The organism is Pseudovibrio sp. FO-BEG1, assembly GCF_000236645.1.
Taxonomy (GTDB): domain Bacteria; phylum Pseudomonadota; class Alphaproteobacteria; order Rhizobiales; family Stappiaceae; genus Pseudovibrio.
Genome location: NC_016646.1, coordinates 236873 through 253739, shown reverse-complemented (window position 1 = coordinate 253739; position 16867 = coordinate 236873). Strand labels below are relative to the sequence as shown.

The window sequence follows — 16867 nt, the reverse complement described above, 5'->3', positions numbered from 1 at the left end:
CCTCAAACTACATAAAGTGATCGTAGGTTACGCCCATCTTCCGCGCCTTGGCCATGCGTGGTGGCTCCATGCGCTTCAAACGTTGCTCAGCATAGGCGGTGGAGAGGATCTTCTTTGCCGTTCCCTTCGCAGCCGCTTCCAGCCCCTCAGCATTATAAAGCGTGCCGCGCACCTGAATGGTGGCTTTGAGCGCCTCCACAAACTTACGGAACACATCTGGTTCTGGCGGCGTCGCGGAGCGCCAGAATTCTTCCCAATCGCCCTGATGGGTCAGGCCGTCCATATCGTAAATGGTTGGCAGAATGCAGCAGGTCGGTACGCCGTACTCCAGCGCCTCAATACCCGCTGAACTGTTGATAGTCAGCATGCCAAGGGATGGTTCTGCCAGCTCTTTGATCGTCCGCCCATGAATGAGCTGGGTCCGACCCTCAACCCCATGTTTACGGCTTGCCTCAACGATGGCGCGGGAAAGATCCTTGAAGCGGTACTCCAGCGGATGGCTTTTGAACAGCAGCAGCGTCCCATCCGGCGCATTGCGTGCAAAGGAGGTGATGACTTTCTCAATCGCCTCATAGATGCTGCCAAACGGGGAGTGGTCCCTGATCTGAAAATCACCATTCAGTTGCAACGCGAACAGATAGTAAGGCGTGCCGCTTTGCTTCAGCTGCTCCCAGATCACCTCAGCTTCCTGCTGCCGTGTCTTGGCCTGGATCCGCGCCTTCAGCCAGCCACCATAAACCTGTGTGCGTGGCTCCGTGCGGTGATTGCGGTAATGCGGAAACTTGCGAGCGTGCAACGCGTTGTAGAAGGTGAAACCCAGCTCCTGCAACACAATCTGCTTGTAACTGCCCGGATAAACTACAGCACTGCTGTCCTCTTGCGCAGGCGTTTCCAGTGCCATCAACTCCTGCTTGCTCTGCGGGAAGTGCGAGAGCGCGGAACAGCCGCCAAATTCCACCGTCATCCAGTCAGGGCGCAGATAGCCAAGCTCGGTGGCGATGATGTTCACATCCAACCGCTTGGCAACGCCAATGGCCACCTTGTGATAGTAGCGTCGATCTCCATGCAGCAGAATGTCCGTCACGCCATGCGCAACGATAAGTGCTTCCAGAAACAGCTCCCAGTTCTCTTCCGGCTCCGCAAAGTGAATGGAGTCAGTCTGCTCCCAGTCATGCACATCACTGCCGCAAAAATGCACCTTCAGCGTCTTCGCACCCAGTTGCTCCAGGTGGTGCGCAGTGCGTGCGTAGTATTTGGAAAGAGGCCCTTGCAGCAGCAAAATGCAGCGGTTGTTTTCTGAAGTCATTTGTCACTCCAGTAACAATCATCTGGAATAGGAGTACCCGCAGCCTTGGCCTGCGCCAGACGCGGGGGTGTTTCAACATAAGCGCCATGCCCGTTGACGCCGTCATTCAATATGCGTTTCACAAACTCTTTTGCAGCCAGCTGCCTGCCTTCCGGATTGAAAAAGCTTCCACGCACCTGAATGGTATGTCCCATGAGCTTTTCCAGATCGTGATAAAGGTCAGCATTCGGCTTTAAAGGTTCCTTCCAAAACTCACCCAAAGAGCGCTGATCCGTCAATCCGGCAATATCATAGACGGCGGTGCCCATCGCCTTCACCGGCACGCCGATACTGAGGGATTCCATGCCCACCGTACTGTTCACCAGCACGCAGCCACGGGAGTGCTTGAGTAGCTTTCTCAGGTTTCCGCCATCGATGATGATAGTTCGGTCCTGGCACCCGAACTCAGCTGCTACATCCCGGATAACTTGCGGCCAGTTCTCCACGTTGTTGTCAAACGGATGAAGCTTAAACACCAGCTTGTTGTCAGCAGGCGCACTTTCCGCAAACGTGCTGAAAAGCTCCCGAATAAAGCTGGAAAGGTGCTTGTAAGGCGAGTGGTGCCGGATCTGATAATCCCCCTGCATCTGCATAGGAATCACAAAGTAGTTGGCATGCTCCTCAACAAGCCGCGCAATTGTCTCTTCCGCTTCCACGCCAAGCCGCTTCTGACGCATCAGTCGCGGGATGTAACTGAAGTAATCACGAAACGGATGATAATACCGGTCACGCTGATAAAATGGGTAGAGATAAGGAAAGAACACCGGAATGAGGTTGCAAATCACCTCATTGGTCGCTTCCTGCAAAAAGGCATGCGGAAACCGCCCCGCCGCCCGAAGGCCTGGCAGATTTGCTGCACATTTCTGAATTTGCTCAGGATCGTTGGGGAAGTGAGAATAGACCCCCATCCCGCCACGCTCCAGCGTGATCCAGTCTGGCCGCATATACCCAAATTCATAGGCAAAGGTGTTGATGCCGCGCTTCATGGCAACATCATGCGCAATACGATGATAAGGCCGCCGATCCGCATAATAGAGGATGTCCGTCACCCCCTTCTCATCAATCAGCTTCTCAAGCCTGGCCCGCCACGACTTCAACCGCCCCCAATAATTCTTCGCGCCCAACCCAACACGAAAATACCAGTCACTCAGTGAAAAATTGACAACAGTATAAGCAACGCCCTGCGCCTCAAACTCCTTCACCAACGCCCGACAAAACCCGGATGGATGAGACTGCAAAATAAGAACCGACCGCCCTGACATAGAAACAATGCTCACTACTTAAGTTGATTCTTACGATGTTGTGCCAGTGCTTCTTCTACTGAGTCAAACATAGTCAATTCGCCATTATGTAAGAGGCAAGCACTATCGCAGAGCTTTTTTATTGTTCGTTCTGAATGTGAAATCATGATTATATTTGCGTGTTTGAGTTTAGTTTCGAAAACTTCATCACACTTCCGCTTAAAACGCCTATCGCCAACGGCGGTTACTTCATCTATCAAATAGCATCTGAAATTAATAGCCATACTAACACCAAATGCAAGACGAGCTTTCATCCCACTAGAGTATGTTTGGATGGGTAGTGCCATTGACGGCCCAAGTTCAGAAAAGTCTTCAACAAATTCAACCATCCGTTCTGTGTCCTCGCCATACATGCGAGCAACAAAACGTACATTTTCAATACCAGTCATCTTGCCAGCAAAACCACCGCCAAAACCCAGCGGCCAAGATACTTTTACATTTCGTTTAATTTTGCCGCTGTCAGGAAGCTCTGCTCCTGCGATGAGACGCATCAAAGTAGACTTACCTGCACCATTATGGCCCAATATGCCTATATTTCGGCCTTTGGGAAATCGGGTTGTTAGTCCATTTAGAACTGTTTTAGTGACGCCCTTAAGACGATAAGATTTCCGGACATTATGGAACTCAATCATTAGAAAGACTTCTTTCTATAGAGGCGCTCTCCGAAAAATCCAAGCAGCAGCAAAATGATAACACAAGTTAATAAATAGGACTTACTCAAAACGATACTGTTATAATTACCGTAATATCCTTCTCTAAACCACTCTATTCCATGGAGTACAGGGTTCCACGATAATAATTTCACAATATGTGTTGGAAAGTCACTCGGAACATAAAATATTCCAGAAAGAAAGAAAAGCGGCCTACTTATTATTGATTCCAATTGCTTCCAAGTCGGCCATAGTCTGAATAGTACCGCATTAGTTGTGCCAGCACCTAGGCCAAGTAGCGACAAAACAATGAAAGCTATTGAGCATTCTTCGGCGTAAACTGGAAGTTGGGCCCCATCACCCCAAACAATAAGCGAAAAGAATAAAATAATAATCATTATATATGTAAGGGTGACCAAAATATATTTGGATATCAAAATATCAATCTCATTGACAAGTGGATAACTTAGAAGCCCTTTACTGGTGTTTACAGCCGTCATAAGAGAACCGGCTAGTTTGGAATAGGTTTGGAAAGGCAAGATTCCTGTCGCAAAAAACAGGGCAAAACTAGTTCCAAACGCAGGGGACCTCCCAACGGTGGAAAAAATTAGGACTAACACCAGTGTGCTCAGAGCTGGGTTAACAATCGCCCATAGATAACCGAGTTGAGTGTTACCAAATGCAGTTCTAGTTTCTCTTAAAACAAGTGCTCCGATGACGCGAGCTTGAACGGTCAGTACGTTATCCATAGCAGTTAGATTACTTCAAGTGATCTCTGATCGAATAAGTGATTACTGTACCAAGAGCCCAGATAGCAAGTAAGCCTAGGAATAAAATGAAGGAGTTGATTATACGACGTGGATAGATTGCGTCTTGTGGCTTCGATGGAGGATTGAAGACAGCAAGATATCTTTGTTGGCGATCAGCCTCGGCGCGGGAACGTTCCAAGCCAGCGAGTGCTGCAGTATAAGCCTGTTGCGCGAATTCCTGTTCAACAACTAGTTCTTCATAGTTTGCCAGCAAAGCTGAAAGAGAAGAAAGTCGGTCCGATCCCGCTGTTGTGTCTTGAATTTGGGTTGGACTATTTCCACTAATTTCGTCACGTTTACTAAGTATCTGTTGGATTAAAACTTCTTCTTGTTTACGAAGTTGACGAATCGTTGGAGAGCTTTCATCAATCGTCCCAACAAGAGTTGCCAAACGTGATCTTGTGTCCAAAAGCTGCTTCTCTAGCCCTGCAATAAGTTCAATTTGGACTTCAGCATTTTTAGTTGGATCAATGGAACTCTCTGTACTTCGAAAGTCCTTCATTCTCATACGAATGATTTTTAGGCGTAGTTCTGCACGCCTAACTTCTTCTTCTGCAAATCGAACGGCATCTTTTCTTGCATTCTGAGAAAGTGTATTTACGAGCTCAGCTCCATAAGAAAGGATTTTGTTGGCAATGTTTTCTGCCATATCAGGTGAGAAAGCTTGAACTTCAACCTCTATAATACTCGAGGTGTTGTCGAAGCTAGTTGAGATCATTCCTTGCCAATATGATACAAGCTCTTCAATAGAAATCTCTTGATCCAGACGATAAATGAAATCGACAGAATCTTTGCTAAAGTGGTCTGAAACGCTCAAATCAACATTTAACCGCTCAACAACCTCTCGGCCTTCTAGGTAATCCATCAGGATAAAAGAATCCGTAGTAGTTGTACCAACACTAGCTAAGCCTGTTAGCGCACCAAGAAAATCGCCTCCTGCAGAGGTTCCATCCATTCCTCTAACCGAAAAGCCAATTGTCGAGGAATATCTATCCGATGCAATTATTAGGAAATATGTTGCACCCAGTAAGCTAGGTAGAAGCACCATTAACATAAATGAAATAGCTAAAATTTTTCTTCTTATCTGCTGAGGTCTTAGGGTCCGAAGATTGAATAGACCACTAGCATCTGTGGTCTTTAAAGGGGTTACATTATCAACTGGTAGTGGGACAACTGAAGCCGGCTTTTTTGGGATAGGCTTTTTCTTGGTTGCGGTACTGTTTGCCTTTCCCTTAACCGCCTTTTGAACTTGCTTGGTTTTATTGGCTTCTGCAGCATTGGCTGAGGCAGGACGAATTTCGGCAACCTTTGCGGTAGTCCCTTTTTCCATAGCAAGCTTTTACCTTTTGTTCCTAAAGGATAGCTGAGAGTTTAAGCTAAACCCTCTAGTTGAAGCAGAGGATATATCCCGAATCATAACATGAAGGTTACGATTGAGAATGTAATTTAGGTTTTATAAACTAAAAAAATTAGTTTTTATCATGTCTTCCTGACTTAGAAAGAGTTTACAGCTTTTCCAATCGCAAGAGTTCCACTCAGAATTTTGATAAACTTATTAAGTTCTGCCCCGTAAGCGCTTGAGACGTAAACAACGTCTTTGTCTCTCAAAGTGAACAGCTGGCCTTTGAAGTATGAGCGGGCGTCTCTCATGTTTAAACGGTAGATCACAGGAACCTTGCCTGAGTTTGAGTCACGATACTCCGTTTTAAGTTGTGCAATTACCTGAGAATCTTCATAGCGGAATACGAAGAGTCCTTGAGAGTTTGCTGCATTCTTATCCAAACCACCAATGCGGCCTAATGCTTCAACAAGTGAGACGTTGGATGCCTGTAGTGGGTACTCACCAACTTTTGGCACGGCACCAAATGCTGTAAACGTCTGCGGATCGTGCGTTACAAAAACACGATCGCCGGGACGCATGTAAACATTCTCACCATTGTTGAGGAAAACGTTGCTCAGGAGCTGTTTTGCTTGTCTGCCATTTCGGGAGACTGAGACATAGCTTTCTGTTGCTGGTGACGAATTGCCTCCAGCATTAGCGACAACATCAAGCAGTTTTTTGCCGCCAAGATCTAATGGATATTGGCCCGGCTTACGAACGGCACCATTCACAGTCACGAGGCTGCTGGCGTTTTGCTTCAGAGTAACGATCACTTGTGGATTGGTGGCTTTGCGATCGAGTGCCACCTGGAGCGCTTCCTGAAGCCGCTCAACAGATTTACCTCGTGCATGCACCTTGCCGACGTATGGGATTGTAATCGCGCCACTTTGATTGACCATGAACGGACCAAGCTCTACGCCGCCTGCCTGACCAGTTGGTGTAAACAGGCGATCATTGCCTTGTTCCCAAACGACTACTGAAACAGTATCGCCGATCCCAACAATATGCTTAGGCGCCCATTTCCCGCCAGTAAATACCTTCGCCAGACCGTTCGGTTGGTAAGCTGAAAGGACTGAGGTAACATTGTCATCCAAATCAATCAGATGATAGTCGAAAGGCTCGGCACGCCGATCAGACGAAGCTGCTTGGATTTCAGAGGAAACTGGTCCTGCAGAAGGAAGCGCTGCGCATCCAGCTAATAGAGCGAGAAGAGGTGTAACGACGGCTGCAGATTTAAAGAATCGAGACTTATCTGAGATCTTGTTTGCATTCGCTAAACGACTAGAAAACTTCATAAAACTCTATCCACGTTTCCGTCAAAATCGAATTGAGATTGTAATAAATACTCAGTCCATATATGAGGGCTTTCATACCCCATTTGGAGCAAAAAAACAAATGCGTATGCCCGAGCAGATGCAACTGGCTGTTGTTTTCTATGGAGAATGCGGTCATAGCTGTGCGCAGTTACAAGACCGCGTTGGAAATTAACCATCTGTTTGCCATGAATGGCGAGGTGTGGGTGTCTGGAGGCTGATTCACCATGTTCAAACCCAAGTCGATTCTCATCACTGGTGCTAGTTCGGGTTTAGGGCGGGCTATTGCGCTGGGTTATGCTGGGGCAGGTGTAACGCTTTGTTTGACAGGGCGAAATGAGGAGCGGTTGGGGGAGACTGTGCGGGCTGCGGAAGAACGTGGCTGCCGGGTGCTTTGGAGACCGCTGGACATTTGTAATGCGCAAGCTGTTCACAGTTGGGTCGATGAGCTGGAGCAGGAGATTTCACTGGATCTGGTGATTTCCAATGCGGGCATTACGGGTTCTCATGGCATTGACGGTTCTGTTGAAACTGCTGAGACGGCGCATGCACAGATTGCGACGAATCTTGGTGGAACAGTCAATTTGCTCACGGCCGTAGCTCCTTACATGCAAAAGCGCAAAAACGGGCGTATTGCTTTGATCAGTTCGCTTGCTGGAATGCAACCTATTTCGGATGGCCCTGCTTATGGGGCCTCAAAGGCGGGCATTATTGCTTATGGGGAAGCAATGCGCGATCACTTGCATAAGTGGGGAGTGTTCGTTTCTGTGATTTGCCCCGGTTATATTCTCACACCGATGGCAGATCAGTTTAAGAGCTGGCGCCCCTATGAGTTCACTGCGGAACAGGCGGCGGCAAAGATCAAGAAGGCGATTGCGCGGAAAAGAGCGTTTTATGCGTTTCCGTGGCAGCTTGCTTTGAGCATTCGGATTGGAAAACTGCTGCCATGGCAGTTGCGGCGGCTTGGAAATCAGCGCTTCAATTATCAGCGCTGATTCAAATAGTTAGTGCGAATTAAGCTGACATGACTTGTTGAATAGAGATGGGGTTGCTGTTGTAAGTCGCCATCTCTTCATTCACCAGCTGAATTGCCTGGTCCAGCTGCTCCTCGGTGTGCTCTGATGTAATAAAGAAGCGCAGACGAGCAGATTTTTCCGGCACTGCTGGATAAATGATTGGCAACACGTTTAGGCCGCGATCCAACAGTCGAGCTGCCAGAACGGTTGCCTTCAAGGAATCACCAACCATAATTGGAACCACAGCACAGCCCTGGCTTACACCGGTATCAAGATTTGCCGCTTGTGCTTTTTCCAGGAAGTATTGACCATTGGATTGTGCTGCTTGAACACGTTCTGGCTCTGCTTCCATCAGGCGAATGGCTTCGCATACGGCTGCGGCAATTGGTGGGGCGATGCCAACGCTGAACACAAAGCCGGAAGCGGTGAGCTTCAGATAATCAACCAGATCACTACAGCCGGCGATATAACCACCACATCCGGCCAGTGTCTTGGAGAATGTGCCCATCCAGATGTCGACGTCTTTTGGATCAGTCTGGAAGTGCTCAGCGATCCCGCGACCCGTCTTACCAAGAATGCCGATGGAGTGCGCCTCATCGACCATGAGCCACGCACCATACTTTTTCTTGATCTCGATAAGGCGTGGCAGATCCGGATAATCACCATCCATGGAGTACACGCCTTCCACCACGATCAGAACGCGTGGGTGCTTGTGCGCGCGCAATTCCAGAATATTTTCAAGGGCATCCAGATTGTTGTGCGGGAAGGACTGGCGCACAGCACCGGAGAGTTTGGCGCCGGTTACAATGCTGTTGTGGATGTAGCTGTCGTGGATAATCAGATCATCCGGCTGCATTAGCTGGCCGATACTGGTGACGTTGGTGGCATGACCGCTGACAAATGCAACAGAGCTCTCGACACCATGCATCTTCGCAATGAGTTCTTCCAGCTCTGTGTGGATCACCCGCTCACCAGCTACAACCCGGCTTGCGCTGGCGGAGATGCCATAGTGGTCAACGGCAGTTTTTGCGGCTTGCTGAACCTTCTCGTGGCCGTTCAATCCGAGATAATCGTAGGATGAGAAGTTAAGGTACGTCTCTCCATCAATCTGGGTTGTCGCCCCGGCACGTGCTTCATGGGCGCGGAAAAACGGGTTGTTGATCTGCAACAGATCAGCCGCGGCTTTTTGAAGGCGAATTTCTTTGAAACCCGGCAAGTCAGCAAATTTTGGAGCGATTGCCTGTGTCTGAGCTGGTTTGGTTGCCTTTGGCTTAGGAGCAGACGACTTTGAGCGCCGCACAGCGCTCAAAGCATTTAAACGGTCGTCTTTGCTCAGTTTTTTCTTTTCTGACTTGGCCATTAATTCAAAATTCTTGCGCTCTTGTCTTGATGGGTATCGAGGATCTCGCGCACGCTCGATTTTTGAGCGTCATCGAGATCATCAGAAAGGTGCTGGCTTGCCAGAACGTTGTGCGAGCCATCCTCAGAAGAGGCATCACCACCTTCACGTTTGCGGAGTTTTTGCAGAATCTGAGCTGCAAAATCATCCAAGCATGTCCCGCCAGAGATAGAAACCAGCGGAATCTCCAGATTGAAACGCTTCTGGATACCCATTCGCAGTTCCAGCCCCATCAACGAATCCATACCGAACTCGGCCAGTGGGCGCTGATGAGAGATGTCTTCCGCAGGAAGGCGTAGGATACGACCAATTTCACCGGCAAGAATATGCGCGACAACGTCTTTGGCTTCAGCATCAGACTTGCCTTCAATCAGTGAAAGGATGTCTGTTGCTCCATCACTGTCGCCATCAACGTCAGTGCGGCCCACGATCTCCTGAAAGAGAGGCTTGCTGAGCAGGGACAGAGACTGATGTGCTGCTGCCCACGCGAAGCGGCCGATATGGACAACTGCACCTGGTGCAGATCCGTCATCCTGTTCCATCGCCAGCTTCAGAATATCCAAGCCTTCACGTGCTTTGATGGTTGCTTCACCAAGGTGGCGGGAAAGTTTGTCAGAAACATCTGCGTTTCTGGCAAGGAAGCCTACATCGCCGATCGCACCCCAGCCAACGGCTGTAGCAGGTTTGCCCACTTTACGGCGCGCTCTTGCGAGGCCTTCCAGATAACCGTTGGCCGCCACATAATGAGACTGACCCGGGTTACCAATCAGCGTTGTCGCTGAGGAGAACAGAATGAACTGATCAAGCTCATCGCCGCGTGTCAGCTCATCAAGCAGACTTGCACCCTGAACTTTTGGCTCCAGAACCTTGCGGAAGCGCTTTTCATCAAGTTGCTGAATGATACCGTCATCAAGCACCATCGCTGCATGGGTAACGCTCTTGATTGGCGCAGACTGGCGCAGCTCGGTCAACAGAGTGTTGATCGCAGCCCGGTCAGTTACATCACAGCTGACTGCAGAGACAGTAACGCCCTTGTTGGCAAGTGTCTCAAACAGCGTCTCATGCGCTTCACTGACGTTTGCAGAGCGGCTTGTCAGAGTGATACGGCGTGCGCCATTGTCCGCCATCCAGCGGCAGATCTCGAGACCGAAACCACCCAGGCCACCAATGACAACATGATGCCCATCAGCGGAGAACTCCAGAGGCTTGCGTTCCTGAGGGACGCGGACCTCTTCTGGCTGAGGAGGTGTAATCAGGATCTTCCCGATGTGGCCGGAGCGCTGCATCAATCGGAAGGCATCCTGCACGTTGCGACCTTCGAACACGCGATATGGCAATGGAGTGAAGGTGCCATCTTTGATCAGCTCAAAAACATCTTCAATCAGCTTACGGGCCAGATCACTGTCATGCAGAAGGATCTGATCCAGATCGATGCCGAAGTAAGACACATTGCGACGGAATGGGCGCAGGCCGATTTTGGTATTTGCGTAGTAATCGCGCTTACCAAGCTCAAGGAAGCGGCCAAATGGGCGAACAATGTTGATACTCGCTTCCATCGCTTCGCCAGCGAGGGAGTTCAGAACAGCATGAACGCCTTTCCCATCTGTGATTTCCATGACCTTGTCAGGGAACTCGAGACTGCGGGAATCGAGAATGTGGTCTGCTCCAAGCAGGCGCAGAATCTCACGTTTCTCTTCAGAACCCGCAGTTGCGATAATTTTTGCACCAACGTGCTTTGCGATCTGCAATGCAGCAAGGCCAACGCCACCGGCACCACCATGAATGAGAACCCATTGATCTTCTTTGAGTTCTCCAAGGTGAATGAGAGAGTAGTAAGCTGTCAGGAAGGCAACTGGATAGGTTGCAGCTGATACCAGCTCCTGGCTCTGATCAAGCTTTGCGACCGCGAACTTAGGACATGTTACATAAGAGGAGTAACCACCAGAAGTGAAGGCGACCACTTTGTCTCCAATTGAGACATCGCTCACATTCTCACCAACACGGGTAACCGTACCGGAGATCTCCAATCCCAGATTTGGACCGCCATATCCATCTTCAAGAGCTTCTTCAGGCAGCATCCCCAGAGTCCACATCACATCACGGAAGTTAAGGCCGGTTGCTGCAACCTTGATCTCAACCTGATCCTGTGTAGGCTCAATACGCTCCTGTCCACGCCAGTCCAGGTGGTTTAGGGAACCCGCTTCAGAGAAGTTAAGTTCAACGTTTTCTGCTGGTACCCAGGACGATTGGCCAAAACCAGATTTGACGCGTGAAACCACTTGATTTTCATGCGGTAGAAGAAGTTCGTTCTCCTGATTTTGTGAGAACACAGCTTCCAGAACATCTGAGGTAATGTCCTCTATGGACTTATCAAGCGCCACATCCAGTGTGAGTGGTGTAAGCTCTGGTGCTTCGTTTCCAAGCACACGTGCAAACGTCCATGCAGCACTTTGTACTGGCGCTTCCTGTTTTGAACTGTGACCACTGCCGCCAGGAGCAACGAATGTGAGCTGCCCAGCAAGCCCTGGATACGCTTTGACAAGACCGACGCAGGTTGCGCAGCGCTTCATCACCTGGTCGACAGGATTATCGCCAGTTTCAGCCAAACCATAAAGGTGGATGATCGTTTTCTGATCAGCATCGAGGAAAGCAGAGCCCGCCAGAGCAGTCTTCCATCCGCTCGCTTCATTCAGATCAAACTGATCGCTGTCAGCATCCAGAATGGTGACATTGCAAGAGGTGAGGCGTTCATCTGCTTTGATTGCCTTGGCGATCTCCTGTTCTTGCTTAGCATTGCCGGTAAGAACAAGGAGAGCATCACTATCTATCAGATCAAGAGGTGCATTTTGCTGCTGCTCAGCTTTAGAAGCGTTAGACGTTGCTTTTAGCAGAACAACGGAAGCCCCATCTTTCAGTGCTTCAATTGCAATTGGCGCCTCAAAAGACGTGTTACTGAACTGATCCAGCCAGTCATTGCTTGACTTGAGTGGGCCTACTGGGAACTCATCGGACAAAGAACCCACAAACCAGTCTTGAGACAAGCCAAAGGCAACGTCATGGAAGACATCGGTCAGAGGTTCAATCGCAAGGAACTGGCCACCTTCTGAGAGTGACTGCCCCAACTTATCGAAGAGCTGAGGCTCGCTCTGACATGCTGTGTGCAGCAGGCCAGAAGAGACGATAATGTCGAATGGCCCTTGTTCCAGGGCTGCTTCCCAAGTGTGACCGGCATCCAGATTGCTAGTGTCGAAAACAGTAATGTTCGGCTCGTCCAGAACACTGGCGGTCAAGCGCGCTGCACTTTTGTGAATGCTGTCCGCGATGGAAATGCGCGTGATCCGATTTGGAAGAAGCTGCTGAACATCCTTTGCCAGGTTCAGGCCAGAGCCGCTCAGGTCCAAAACGTGTAGTGGCGTGTTCAGATCCCAATCAGCAAGCGCAGTTTTCAACCATTGCGACACGCTTTTGCTGCGTGTTTGTGCTTCTGGTGAAGAGTACCAATACTGTTCCAACATCGCGCTGGAATGCTCGAGGTTTTCCTCATCAACAGCACCGCGTTGAAGGCTTTCAAGAACATGTTTGCGGGTGGTCGCAAGGATTGTGGCCGCAGCGATATCTTTTGGACTTTCCTCAAGCACACTTTCAACCAGCAAATCGAACTCTGGAAGTTCAAAATCGCTGTTCAAATCAAATCGACCTGCACCACAGTCAGTCGCCGCACCGGCTTCTTCCAGAATACTCAGAAGATTGATGAAATAGCGTCGGTGATTGAAAGGCAGGCTTTCGATAGTAACGGTCTGATCATCATCGGCGAATTTTGAGATGATATCGAAAGCCGTCCGCTGTGCCGCTGCGTTGAGCAGCAAGTAAGCTTCACGCTCTGCTTCGTCTTCAACGGTCCGGAACTTTTCAGCAACGTAATCCTCAATCGCAGGGAAGACGTGAGCCAGCTTGTTTGCTTGAGCTGATGGGCGACGCTGCAGAGCAGACTCTACGCGATAAATCAGATCAGAAGGATTGTCTTTTCTGCCGAGCTCGGTTGCTCTGAAACGCCCGCCTTTGATTGCGATGATGACGTTGTCATCTTCATCAAAGATCTGGAAATCTGCCAGAATTGAGAGATCAGATGCACGTTTTACCTGAATGCGTACATAAGCAGGGGATGAGCCTGATTTATACTGACGAACTTTATCAAAGAAGATCGGCACGTAAGCCTTAGGACGGCTGTTTTGTGTCGTTGTTTCTCTGAACAAGGACAGCAACCCATGGAAACACCCATCTAGCTCAGCGGGATGGATACCGAAGGCGGAGACCTGATCAACTTCGTCCAGAGCAGACAGATGGACGATAAAGGTACCTTGATCTAGCTGAGAAACGTTTTGAGTGCGCTGGAAGCGTGGCCCAAATTCCAAGCCGTAGGTTAGAGCAGCTTTATAAATCTCCTCGCCACTGTTGATGAGGCTGGCAGCTTCAAAATCCAGCTGAATGTCAGGAGCTGTTGTCTCCAGCTTCCCAACGCGGCCAACGGCATGCAGTGTCCAGTCATCACCACTCAGGCGCATGCGACTAGATATTTTAACTGTGCCTGTTTCCTCAGAGATTTCAGTTTGAACTTCCGTCAGATACTCGTCACTTAAGACAAGCGCCTGCAAGATATCCATGGAGCGAAGTTCAACAGCCTCAGAGCCATACAAAGAAGCGCCTGCTGCCAGAGCCATCTCAACATAACCAGCACCCGGGAAGATCATCTGGCCGTTAATGACGTGATCTTCCAGGAATGGAACGGTGAAGCGGTCCAGATGGGTCGTCCAGAGATTGTAATTGTTGTTTGGGCGCCATCCAAGCAGAGGGTGTTCTCCCCCCCGGAAGATGCCCATGTTGGCTTCATGACTGTTTTCAAAGCGGAAGCTTTTGTTTTGCCAAGGCAGAGGTGGCAGATTGACTGGCTCCTCTGGATTTTTGCCGAATAGCTTGTCTGTATCGACTTTAATGCCTGCAACAAAAGCGCGTGCCACCAGATTAATGACAGGATCTGCACCATTCAGCTGCTCATTGGATAAGCTGGAAAGGACGGAACCTTTTCCGCCTTTGTCAGCTGCAACCTGGCGGAGATAACTCTGCAGAATTGGTTTTGGACCAATCTCGATGATGGTTTCAGCACCAAGATCCAAAGCAGTTGCAACAGCTTTGGAAAAGAGCACTGGTTTGCGAAGGTTTCGCCACCAGTAATCAGCATTCAAATCCTCACCATCAGCGACAGCACCTGTGACAGTGGAGATGAATGGGATGTGACTTGATGTAGATTCAACCGTTCCAACTGCGTTGCGGAATGGCCGCTCAACAGGTTCAATAAGTTGACTGTGGAATGGATAGTTCAGCGCAACTTTTCTGAAGGCAACATGGTTGGCACGGGCAAACTTAGCAAAGCCGTCCATGTCTTCTTTGGTGCCAGACAAACTGACCGACTTTGGACTGTTTTCAGCTGCAACTTCAATAGAGTCAAAACCGCTTTTAGCAACAAGGCGGCGCGCTTCATCGGCAGGGAGCACAAGTGCTGCCATGGTGCCGTGACCAGCAACCACTTCTTGCTCCGCAGATCGATGGAAAACTAGATTTACAGCAGCTTCCAGAGTGAGCGCGCCTGCAATGTGAGCGGCTGCGACTTCACCGATGCTGTGGCCTAGCACCATGTCTGGTTTTAGTGCGTAATCTTCCAGAGCCTTGCACAGGGCAACCTGAACAGCAAACAGAAGCGGCTGTGCGATACTGGTCTTTTTTAGATCTTCTTCAAGCGTTTCATTGAAAAGTTCAGTCTTCAATGACCAACCAGACAAACCTGTGAAGATCGTATCTACATTGTCAAAGACCTGCTTAAACGATCCGTTTGCAGCGTAAGCATCACGGCCCATGCCTGCCCACTGAGCACCATTCCCTGAAAATGCAAACGCACACTTTCCAGTGCTTGCAGCTTTGTTAGAATAGATGACATTCGTGTTTTTCTGGTCATTCGCAAAGTCGGAAAGCGCCGTCTTCAATAAGGTTAGATCTGCGCCTGTAAAGACGGCTTTTTCCTGAAAAGCCCGCTTCCGATGGAATGTCGCTGCACAAATTTTTTGACTGTCTCTTTCAGTTAAAAGATTTTCTTGCGTATACTTTTGTGCGAGTTCAACAAGTGCTTCTTTGGTTGGCGCGCTAAGAAGCAAAGCTCTCTGATTTTGCTGAGTATTGAGCTGAGTTACATTTTCAGCTGGCGTATCCGGATCACTGATGATGACGTGGGCGTTGGTGCCCCCAAAACCAAATGAGTTCACGCCAGCAAAACGCGGAGCACCTGCACGAGGAAGTTCAACGCCTTCACCTGCGACTTTAATGTTTAAGCCATCAAAATCGATATCTGGGTTTGGATCTTTAAAGTGCAGACTGGCTGGGAAGTAATCATTCTGCAGAGCCAGGATTGATTTTGCTAGTCCAACTAAACCAGATGCCGGCTCCAAGTGACCAACATTGGTTTTCACCGAGCCAATAGGCAGGGGTGCGCGTCGTTTTTGTGCAAGAGTTCGACCAATGGAGCCAGCTTCAGCCGGATCACCCACACGTGTACCTGTCCCGTGAGCTTCAACAAATGCGAGCTGGTTTGGGTCAATTCCATGCGTCTTGTATACGCGCTCGAGCAGATTGGCTTGTTCCACATCAGATGGGAGTGACATACCGACAGTGCGACCATCAGAGTTGACGTCAACAGCTACGATATCAGCGTGTGAGCGCTGGCCTTTCCAGCGTGGAGCGTCCTTCCGTTTGAGTACGAGTACAACACCACCTTCAGAGCGTACATACCCATTACCATTGGCATCGAAAGCTTTACACTGACCATCTGGAGACAACATGGTTGCCTGCGCAAAACCGACAAAGGGGAACGGACTGGCCAGTACGTTAACACCTGCCACAATTGCACAATCAATACGCCCGGAGCTGAGGGCACGGTATGCTTCGTGGAGCGCAACCAAAGAAGATGAGCATGCAGTATCAACTGTAAAGCTCGGGCCTTTCAAATCAAAGATATAAGAAAGACGATTTGAAATAATGGAAAGCGTGTTACCAGTCATGAAGTGACCAGTCGCAACATTTGGATCGAAAAGGCTTTCATTGGCATAATCAAGGGCTGACGCGCCTACATAAACACCAACATGATCGCCTGCGAGAGTTTCCTGCGAAATACCAGCGTCTTCAATTGCTTCCCAGGTAAGCTGCAAAAGGATGCGTTGCTGCGGATCCATCTGCTCTGCCTCTCTAGGTGAGATGCCAAATGCAGTTGGATCAAAATCCCAGAGATCTTCTACAATCCCTGCCTTGAAAGTATATGCCTTTCCTGGCTCTGACACTCGAGGGTGTAAGTAGCGGAAATGAGACCAGCGATCTGTAGGGATTTCAGTTATGCTATTCCGTTCTTCCCTTAGTAACTGCCACAGTTCTTCCTTGCATGAAGCACCGGGTACTCGAACGGATAGGCCAACAATTTCCAACACGCAGTAAAACTCACTCAAATCTGGGGTCAGCATCATCTAGGGTTGTGATGCCTGTAACTAAACTTAAAGTTCCATATATAACCTAAACGGGAATGTACTTTTAAAAAAGCAAGCATCAACAGAAAACTTG

The 16867-nt window shown here is 49.3% G+C and carries 9 protein-coding genes; 1 reads left to right on the top strand and 8 read right to left on the bottom strand.

All coding sequences use genetic code 11. The annotated features are described in order from the left end of the window. Nucleotides 1–7: 7 nt before the first annotated feature. From PSE_RS25760 to PSE_RS25735, 6 genes are all read right to left on the bottom strand, one after another. Entirely contained in the window at nucleotides 8–1306 is a 1299-nt protein-coding gene (locus tag PSE_RS25760; protein ID WP_014290334.1) for a capsular biosynthesis protein, read from the bottom strand. Continuing rightward, complete coding sequence (locus PSE_RS25755) at nucleotides 1303–2607, bottom strand: capsule biosynthesis protein (RefSeq protein WP_244421398.1); 1305 nt, start codon at nucleotides 2605–2607, stop codon at nucleotides 1303–1305. The genes PSE_RS25760 and PSE_RS25755 overlap by 4 nt, the downstream gene beginning before the upstream one ends. A gap of 14 nt (nucleotides 2608–2621) precedes the next feature. Next, on the bottom strand, nucleotides 2622–3278 hold the full coding sequence (locus tag PSE_RS25750; RefSeq protein ID WP_041769223.1) for an ABC transporter ATP-binding protein: 657 nt from the start codon (nucleotides 3276–3278) through the stop codon (nucleotides 2622–2624). Beyond that, a complete protein-coding gene (locus PSE_RS25745) occupies nucleotides 3278–4045 on the bottom strand; it encodes an ABC transporter permease (protein ID WP_041769221.1) in 768 nt (255 codons plus the stop codon). Before PSE_RS25745 ends, PSE_RS25750 begins: the two co-directional genes overlap by 1 nt. Before the next feature lie 10 nt (nucleotides 4046–4055). Continuing rightward, nucleotides 4056–5435, bottom strand: a complete 1380-nt coding sequence (locus PSE_RS25740; protein WP_014290331.1) for an LPS biosynthesis protein — start codon at nucleotides 5433–5435, stop codon at nucleotides 4056–4058. 164 nt (nucleotides 5436–5599) lie between these two features. Continuing rightward, nucleotides 5600–6781 carry a polysaccharide biosynthesis/export family protein gene (locus tag PSE_RS25735; protein ID WP_014290330.1) on the bottom strand — a complete coding sequence of 394 codons (1182 nt, stop codon included), beginning with the start codon at nucleotides 6779–6781 and terminating at the stop codon, nucleotides 5600–5602. A 245-nt stretch (nucleotides 6782–7026) separates the two neighbouring features. On the opposite strand from PSE_RS25735, the gene PSE_RS25730 reads away from it, so the two are divergent. Continuing rightward, entirely contained in the window at nucleotides 7027–7794 is a 768-nt protein-coding gene (locus tag PSE_RS25730) for an SDR family oxidoreductase (RefSeq protein WP_014290329.1), read from the top strand. Between the two features lie 19 nt (nucleotides 7795–7813). On the opposite strand, the gene PSE_RS25725 is transcribed toward PSE_RS25730, so the two are convergent. Beyond that, nucleotides 7814–9175, bottom strand: a complete 1362-nt coding sequence (locus tag PSE_RS25725; RefSeq protein WP_014290328.1) for an aminotransferase class I/II-fold pyridoxal phosphate-dependent enzyme — start codon at nucleotides 9173–9175, stop codon at nucleotides 7814–7816. Next, nucleotides 9175–16770: a type I polyketide synthase gene (locus PSE_RS25720; protein WP_244421412.1), complete on the bottom strand. Its 7596-nt coding sequence runs from the start codon at nucleotides 16768–16770 to the stop codon at nucleotides 9175–9177. Before PSE_RS25720 ends, PSE_RS25725 begins: the two co-directional genes overlap by 1 nt. Nucleotides 16771–16867 lie beyond the last annotated feature (97 nt).

Bases quoted from the DNA above. Each gene is read 5' to 3' on its own strand.
- PSE_RS25755 (WP_244421398.1), bottom strand. From the start codon at position 2,607: ATGTCAGGGCGGTCGGTTCTTATTTTGCAGTCTCATCCATCCGGGTTT.
- PSE_RS25760 (WP_014290334.1), bottom strand. From the start codon at position 1,306: ATGACTTCAGAAAACAACCGCTGCATTTTGCTGCTGCAAGGGCCTCTT.
- PSE_RS25730 (WP_014290329.1), top strand. From the start codon at position 7,027: ATGTTCAAACCCAAGTCGATTCTCATCACTGGTGCTAGTTCGGGTTTA.
- PSE_RS25745 (WP_041769221.1), bottom strand. From the start codon at position 4,045: ATGGATAACGTACTGACCGTTCAAGCTCGCGTCATCGGAGCACTTGTT.
- PSE_RS25750 (WP_041769223.1), bottom strand. From the start codon at position 3,278: ATGATTGAGTTCCATAATGTCCGGAAATCTTATCGTCTTAAGGGCGTC.
- PSE_RS25740 (WP_014290331.1), bottom strand. From the start codon at position 5,435: ATGGAAAAAGGGACTACCGCAAAGGTTGCCGAAATTCGTCCTGCCTCA.
- PSE_RS25725 (WP_014290328.1), bottom strand. From the start codon at position 9,175: ATGGCCAAGTCAGAAAAGAAAAAACTGAGCAAAGACGACCGTTTAAAT.
- PSE_RS25720 (WP_244421412.1), bottom strand. From the start codon at position 16,770: ATGCTGACCCCAGATTTGAGTGAGTTTTACTGCGTGTTGGAAATTGTT.
- PSE_RS25735 (WP_014290330.1), bottom strand. From the start codon at position 6,781: ATGAAGTTTTCTAGTCGTTTAGCGAATGCAAACAAGATCTCAGATAAG.